The organism is Streptomyces sp. sk2.1, assembly GCF_008120935.1.
Classification (GTDB): Bacteria; Actinomycetota; Actinomycetes; order Streptomycetales; family Streptomycetaceae; genus Streptomyces.
On the sequence record NZ_RDBO01000030.1, the window covers coordinates 1 to 7584 of the forward strand.

General features: G+C 75.9%; 2 protein-coding genes and 1 pseudogene. 1 reads left to right on the forward strand and 2 read right to left on the reverse strand.

Going from position 1 to position 7584, the window contains the following annotated elements; translation table 11 throughout:
- Window positions 1–192: 192 nt before the first annotated feature.
- Window positions 193–645: pseudogene (locus tag EAO76_RS11885) on the forward strand (NPCBM/NEW2 domain-containing protein); the annotation flags it as partial.
- Here EAO76_RS11885 and EAO76_RS11890 read toward each other — a convergent pair.
- Together EAO76_RS11890 and EAO76_RS11895 are read right to left on the reverse strand one after the other, a co-directional pair.
- Window positions 632–4186: a BTAD domain-containing putative transcriptional regulator gene (locus EAO76_RS11890; RefSeq protein WP_148835894.1), complete on the reverse strand. Its 3555-nt coding sequence runs from the start codon at window positions 4184–4186 to the stop codon at window positions 632–634. The pseudogene EAO76_RS11885 and the gene EAO76_RS11890 sit on opposite strands and share 14 nt — an antisense overlap.
- Before the next feature lie 120 nt (window positions 4187–4306).
- Window positions 4307–6526, reverse strand: coding sequence for an asparagine synthase-related protein (locus EAO76_RS11895; RefSeq protein ID WP_148835895.1), 2220 nt, complete (start codon window positions 6524–6526; stop codon window positions 4307–4309).
- Between the last annotated feature and the right edge of the window lie 1058 nt (window positions 6527–7584).

The window sequence follows — 7584 nt, forward strand, 5'->3', positions numbered from 1 at the left end:
CCCGGTCGCCGCCGCGGCGGCACCCGCACCGGCGGCACCCACCGCGCCCCCGGCGACGATCCCGGCGGCCTTGAGCGTGTAACCGGCGGCGAACCAACCGATGACCGCGACCGGCAGCAGCGCGGGAATCCCGGCGTTGACATGGGCGAGCTCGCCTGCGGCGAGCCGGCACTTCACGCACTCGTCCAGATGCCCCCGCAGCCCGCGCCGAAGGTGTACCAGGTCAGCGAGCTGAACTACTCGGTCCTGGGCGACCACACCGAGCCGGAGGTGGTGATGGGCGAGAGCAGCTGGGTCTGGCAGCGGTCCGGCGTGTCGATCGGCGGCACCACGTACGCGCACGGGGTGACCGTGCACAGCAAGTCCTCGGTCACCATCCAGCTGAACAAGCAGTGCACGCGTTACGAGGCGATGGTCGGGGTCGACGACATGATGATGGGCCTCGGGGCGGTGCGCTTCTCCGTCTTCAACGGTGACGGGACGCGGCTGTGGCAGTCCCCGGTGATGAACGGCGGTGATCCGGCCGTGCCCGTACGGGTCGGCATCACCGGCCAGAAGAGCATCCGGCTCGTCGTCGAACGCGCCCGGAACGGCGGCGGCGTGACGCTCGCCGACTGGGCGGATTCGAGAATCAGCTGCCAGTGAGCCGGTCCGGGGCTCCGGGGACGCCCAAGGCTCCCGGGGCCGGTGCGGGCCGAGCCGGTACGGGCCGTTCCGCGATGGACGCCGGGGCGGGGAGGTCCGCGGCAGGGAGGTCCGCGGTGATGCGGGTCAGCAGGTCGATGACGTCGTCCACGGTCAGTTCACGGCCCGCGGCGCGCTCCGACTCGTACCGCCGGGGCCCGAGTTCCTCGCGCGCCCGCCGGGCGGCCCCGTCCACCTCGGCCTGCTCGGCCCTCGATCTGGGGACGGCGGGTCGCCAGCCGTCGGCCGCCGCCAGAATCCGTACGGCGGCCCCGGACAGGCCCAGTTCCGGCAGCACGGCCGCCGCGCCCTCCGCCAGCTGACCGGTGATGGTCTCGGCGCACCGCGCGTCCCTCGCCCCGCGCAGGGCGGCCGTCAGCCCCCGGGCGCCGGCGGCCGGGCCGCGGCCGGGCCCCGGCTCGCGCGCCGTGATCCGGGCGGCCAGGCCCTGCAGGATCGCGGTGAAGTGCGACGGCGGGATGCCGTGCCCGGTCTCCCCCTCCACCTCCGTGACCAGCCGTCGCGCCTCCGCGAGGTCGCCCCGGTCGAAGGCCGCGGTGGCGCGCAGGAAGCAACCGTAGGCGTGGGCGTCGTGCACCTGGTAACGGTCCGCCTCGCTCTCCGACTCGGCCATGTGCCGTTCGAAGGCCGCCGTGTCACCGGTGCGGTGGGCGATCTCCGCGAGGCGCGCGAGGATGAACGGCGCCTCGGCGTGCGCCCCCACCTCACGGGCGAGCAGCAGTGCCTCCTCGTACGCCCCGCGCGCCTGCGCGTACCGTCCGCGCATCACGCCGGCCTCCGCGGCGGCGCTCGCGACCTGCGCGCGGATCCAGCGGTCGCCGACGCGGCGGCTCAGCTCGCGCAGCTCCGCGAGGTCGTCGTCGACCCCGGGCATGCCGCCGGGCATGTCGACGATCATGTGGGTGCGGAACATCAGCGCGACGCAGTACTCCCAGTCGCCGCCGTGGGCGCGGGTGTTGGCGACCACCTGCTCGATCCTGGCCTGCGCCTCCTCCGTGGGGCGGTTCCCGAACAGGGTCATCGGCCAGAGCAGTCCCGGGAAGCGGGCGGACTGCGGTCCCGGGGCCATGAAGGCATCGGCCACCCGGGTCATCAGGGCCCGGTACCGCTCGTCGCCGTGGATGTCGTCGGCCGTACGGCTCTCGATGGCGAGGAAGTACAGCAGCATCTCCAGATGCATGCGCGGCCAGTGGCGGGGGTCGCCGTCACCGGCCGGTTCCGGCCCCAGTGCCATGGTCCGCTCGGTCCAGGCGAGGCCCTCGGCGCGGAAGTCGCGCAGCCACCAGAACCACCCCATGCCGAGGACCAGGCGGATGGCCTCCGGTTCGAGGGCGCGGGTGACGACGGTGCGGTGGAGGGCGGCCCGGATGTTGTCGAGGTCGGTCTCCAGCCGCTCGATCCAGAGCAGCTGGTCGCCGGAGCGCAGCCGGGGATCGGCCTCCTCGACCAGGGCGACGAAGTACGCGGTGTGCGCGTCCTCGGCGGCGGCGCGCACGCCCGGGGTCTCGGCGGCGCGTTCGACGGCGTACTCGTGGATGGTCTCCAGGAGGCGGTAGCGCATGTCGCCGGAGCCGGTCGGGGTGGCGACGACGAGTGACTTGTCGACGAGGGCGCCGATCAGGTCGGCGACCGGGGGCCGGTCCCGGCCGGTCGTGACGACGGCCTCCGCGGCCGCCAGCTCCCAGCCGCCCGCGAAGACGGAGACCTGGCGCAGGGCGGTGCGTTCGGCCTCGTCGAGGAGGTCCCAGGACCAGTCGACGACGGCCCGCAGGGTCTGCTGCCGCGGCAGCACGGTGCGGCTCCCACCGGTCAGCAGGCGGAACCGGTCGTCGAGCCGGTCCGCGATCTGCCGGGGGCTGAGCATCCGCAGCCGGGCCGCGGCGAGTTCGATGGCGAGCGGCTGGCCGTCGAGCCGTCGGCAGATCTCGGCGACGGCGTCCGGATCGTGCGCCGCCTCCTGCTCGGGGTCGAAGTCGGGGCGTACGGCGCGGGCGCGTTCGGCGAACAGCCGGTGGGCGGGGTCGGCCGGGAGCGGGCCGACCGGGCGCACGGATTCGCCGGGGACGCCGAGGGGTTCCCGGCTGGTGGCCAGGACACGCAGCCGGGGGCAGCGGGTGAGCAGGGTCTCGGCGAGGGCGGCGGCCGCGCCGACGACATGCTCGCAGTTGTCCAGGACGAGCAGGAACGGGCGGACCCGGGAGCAGTGCGCCAGGTGCTCGACGAGGAGGCCGGTCGGGTCGGTGCGGGACGGCTGGGCGTCGCGGTTGTCGCGCAGGAGGGCGGTCTCGCGCAGCCCGAGGGCGGAGAGCACGGCTCCGGGTACGTCGGCGGGGTCCTCCACCGAGGCGAGTTCGGCCATCCACGCCTCCGTGGGGGACGACTCGGCCCGGTCCCCGCGGGCCGCGGCCTCCTCGGCGAGCCTGGTCTTCCCTGAGCCGCCCGGGCCGGTGAGGGTGACCAGGCGGGAACGGGTCAGGTCGGCTCCGATGGACCGCAGTTCGGGCTCCCGGCCGACGAACGAGTTGAGCCGGGGGCGGAGGTTGCCCCGCACGGCGGACGGTCCTGCCGTTGCGGGCGGCCCTGCCGTCGCGGGCGGTTCCGTTGTCGCGGACGGCCCTGCCGTCGCGGGCGGTTCCGTTGTCGCGGACGGTCCTGCCGTCGCGGGAGCGGTACGTGGCGGGGCGAGCAACTCGCGGTGGAGTGCGGCCAGTTCCGGCCCGGGATCGGCCCCGAGGCCGTCGGCGAGGGTGCGGCGGGCGTCCTCGTAGGCGGCCAGCGCGTCGGCCCGGCGGTCTTCGGCCCGCAGGGCGCGGATCAGCTGGGACCGGAAGCGCTCGTCGTACGGATGGGCCGCGGTCAGTTCCTCCAGTTCCGGTACGAGGGTGCGCGGGCCGGAGCCGGAGCCGGTACCAGTCCACGCGGCCGTGCCCTCGTCCGTACCCGTACCCGCGTCCGTACCCGTGGCCGTGCCTTTCTCGGCGGTCCGCAGGTCCGCCTCGATGCGGCGTTCCAGCGCGGTCAGGCGGTGGGCCTCCGGGCGCAGGCCGTGCCCGTGGTCCCGGCCCGGCAGATCGGCCAGGGCGGGGCCGCGCCACAGGGCGAGCGCGGTGCGGAGCGTGCGGGCGGCCGTCACGGGGTCGCCCGCGTCGAGTTCCCCGGCCCCCTGCCGGGACAGCCGCTCGAACACGTGCAGATCGACCTCGCCGGGCCCGGCCTCAAGGCGGTAACCGCCCTGGGCGCTCGCGATCGCGTCCCGGCCCAGCGCACGGCGCAGCCGGCCCACGAGCGCCTGGAGCGCGGCGGGCGCGTCGTGCGGCGGCTCGTCGGCCCAGACGTCGTCGACCAGATCGGCGACGGGGACGGGGCGCCCCGCGCGCAGGGCGAGGGCCGCGAGGAGCGCGCGCAGACGCGGGCCGCCCACGGGCAGGGCGCCGCCGTTCTCGTCTCGCGCCTCGGTGACGCCCAGGATCAGGTACCGCACCCGGCCATTGTGTCCCGCGGCCCGGCCGTCGGCCGTCGATCCCGCCGGCCACCGCCCCTCACCGGTCACCGATCACCACCGGCCCGCCCGCCGCGTCCCCGGCCTCACCGGGCGATGCGCCTAGCGCTGCAACGTCCGCCTGGCCGGGACGACCCCGCCCGCGACCGCGCGCTGGCGGGGCGCCGCCGTGCCCGTCCAGCAGGTGCCGCGGCGCGACACCAGGCGGCGGAGCCAGAGTTCGGTGGACGCCAGGTGCGCGAGGCCCTCCAGCGGGAGCGGTTCGCCGTCGGCGGCCGCGCGCAGGGCCTTCCGTACGACACGGGCCTCGACCAGGCCCGCGTCGGCGAGCAGCGGGGCGTCGAAGAGGGCGATCAGTTCGGGCAGCGCGGCGCGCAGACCGGTGCGGGCGGTCGCGTTCGAGGTGGCGAGCGAGGGGGTGCCCCAGCCCGGCGGCAGTTCGTGGATGCCCGCACCCGCGAGGACCCGGCGCAGGACCGCGGCGCGGGCGCCCGGCTGGACCCGGAGCGATTCGGGGAGCGCGCGGGCGGCGCGTACGACCTGGTTGTCGAGGAACGGGGCGTGCAGGCGCTGGCTGCGGTTCTCCGCGGCCTGCTCCAGGATGCGGTGGTCGGCGGCGTACCGGGCCAGGGCCGCCCTGGCCCGTGCCTCGCCGGGGCGCTGGACGGAGACGGGGCGGATCGCCGCCTCCTGGAGCCGGACCGACACCTCGGCGAGCGCCTCCCCCGTGAGCCAGCGGGCGGCGGGCCCCGGCCGTGACCAGGCGAGGGCGGCGAGCGAGGCGTCGGCGGGGGTGTCGAGGTCGGGGGCGTTCCGGTTGGCGTCCGGCAGCCGGTCGGCCGCCTCCTCCAGGCCGCCGCGGTACGAGGTGCGGGACAGCCGGCGGGCCGCGCGGTAGACGGTCAGCGGGACGAACAGGGACTGCGCGCTCGGGCCCTCCGCCTTGGCGAGCGCGGCCACCGGGCGCAGCAGATGGCGTCGGCGACGGTCCATCAGCAGATCGGCGAGGCGGGCCGGGTGGGCGTCGAGGACCTGCCGGGCGCCGCAACCGACGAAGTGGTCGGCGCTGCCTGCGGCGAGGCGGCGGCGGTGGCGCTCGGCGACGACGAGGGACGGGGCGGGCTCGTCGGTGAGCGGGCCGCCGCCCAGATCGGCGTAGGGCAGGGCCTCCTCCCCGGCCGCGACGACGACGTGGTGCAGTCGGGGATCGGCGGCGATGACCCGGGCGCGTTCGAGTTCGTCCTCGTGGCCGTGCGCGGTCAGGTCGTTGAGCGTGACGGCGAGCAGCCGCTCCCCCGCGCCCGTGCCGTGGCCGAGGAGGGTGCCGGGCAGTCCGGGCAGACCTGCGGCGAGCAGGGCGAGGGTGGCGGAGGCGCTGCCTCCGGAGAGGTCGGCGCCGATGCCGGGCACCGGGGCGCCCCGGGCGGCACGCCGGTCGGCGGGGCCCATGCCGGGGACCGGGCCGGGGTCGGGCGGCAGGGTCTCGGGGGCCTCTCCGGAGGCAGCGCCTCCGCCACCCTCGCCCTGCTCGCCGCAGGTCTGCCCGGACTGCCCGGCACCCTCCTCGGCCACGGCACGGGCGCGGGGGAGCGGCTGCTCGCCGTCACGCTCAACGACCTGACCGCGCACGGCTTCGACCAGGGCGTCGCGCACCCCCTCGACGGCGCTGACCGGGTCGAGCTGGGGTGCGGCGACGGCGAGGGAGGCCACCGCCTCGTACCCGGTGACCTCGCGCGAGCCCTCGCGGAGGATGAGCGCGTGGCCCGGCGGGATGCGCTTCACCCCGGCGTACGGGGTGCCGTCGCGCAGCGCCTCCGGGGTCTCGGGGCAGGCGAGCAGGGCGGCCAGGTGGCCGATGTCGAGCTGGGCCTCGATGAGGTCGGCGAGCGGGAGGGCGGCGGTGGCGTACGCCGTGCCGCCCGCCCAGGGGGTGTGGAAGACGGGGCGGGCCCCGGCGAGGTCCCCGATGACGGTGATCCGGCGGCCGATCCGGACGACCGTCGTGTAGCTGCCGGGCCAGGAGGTGAGGTGGCGCAGGGCCCCGCCGCGGGCGGCGAGGAGGCCGGCGCGCAGCTGTTCGTCGGTGGCGCTGCAGCAGCCGAGGACGGCCATGCGCGCGGTGGGGGTGCCGTCGGCGGCCTCGACCGTGCTGATGCGGATCTCGTCGGGGCGCCAGTCGCCGACGGCCCACAGCGGATCGGGGTCGCCCCACAGGAGCTGCGAGCCCACGGGGTGCACCGTGCGCCCCTCGTCGTCGGACCCGACCGCGCCCGCCGTGCCGAAGCGTGCGGCGATACTGCTCCACCCCACCAACCAACGCATCGCCGCCTCCACAGGCTGTGGACAAAACGGCGCAGCAGGGAAGCAACGGGAGAACTCCGGTGGCACGCGGCGCCGTTGCGAACATGCTGCCACGACAACGGCGCACAGGAGGGGCTCCGGAGGGCGCACGTCGGATGCGCATGCGCCCCTGGCAAACGCCGGACCGGACGCCCTCGCTCCGGTACGGACGCCCCGCTCCGGCCGGGGTCCCGACGGCACGTCCCGGCACGGGCCGCGGACCACACGGCCCCCGATTCCCGATTCCCTTGCGTACGGGGTGAGTTGCCCGAATCCTCCGCCGTGCTCCTGCGGCGCCGACGACGCCCCGGGCCGGTTCCCACCCTCCCGAACCGGCCGCGAAGGGGTGGCGGACGATCACCGGACGGTCGACGAAATGTCCACGAAACGGGCACCCCAACCCTGCTTGGACGATAATATTCAGCCAATTTCAGGGCGTGTTGAAACCTGACGGCAGGGGGCTCGTCACATCAGAAGCCCTTTTTCGCCCCACTACATTCCCCGAATCTTCTCGATTCCCCCGGATTCCTCCGACGCCTCCCGCGGGTCGCCGTCCGGGCCGCCCGCCCCTTTCGTCCGTCCCTGGAAGACTCCCGGAACGGCCCCCGGGCCGCTCTCGGAGCGACCCGGAAACCCGTTCCGCTTCCCGCCCCCGCACCCGGCCGGCGCACCGGCCCACGCACGGTCCGGGAGGCGGTGCTCGCCCCCCGGACCGGTCCGCCGCCTGCGGGGAATGAGGCGGCAGTGTCCCCCAGCCCACTGACGTTCCGTCGCAGCGGGCCGACCCACGCAGCACCCATGCAAGCGCTCCCGAAACGGCCCGACGAGAGCGCACGGCCGGGCGCACGGCCACACACCAGGAGCACGTGCGGAGCTCGCCGAACGGCGCCGCCCGCGCATGCGGGAGGTGCTCCCGGAAGGCTCCCCGAAGACGCCCGGACCTGCCGTCGAACAGGCCCGCGAGCCCGGCCGGAGCACCCGGTTCACGCGAAGGGCCAGTCGGCGCCCGTCGGATGCCGTCGTGACCAGGATCTCCGTGC

Bases quoted from the DNA above. Each gene is read 5' to 3' on its own strand.
- EAO76_RS11895 (WP_148835895.1), bottom strand. From the start codon at position 6,526: ATGCGTTGGTTGGTGGGGTGGAGCAGTATCGCCGCACGCTTCGGCACG.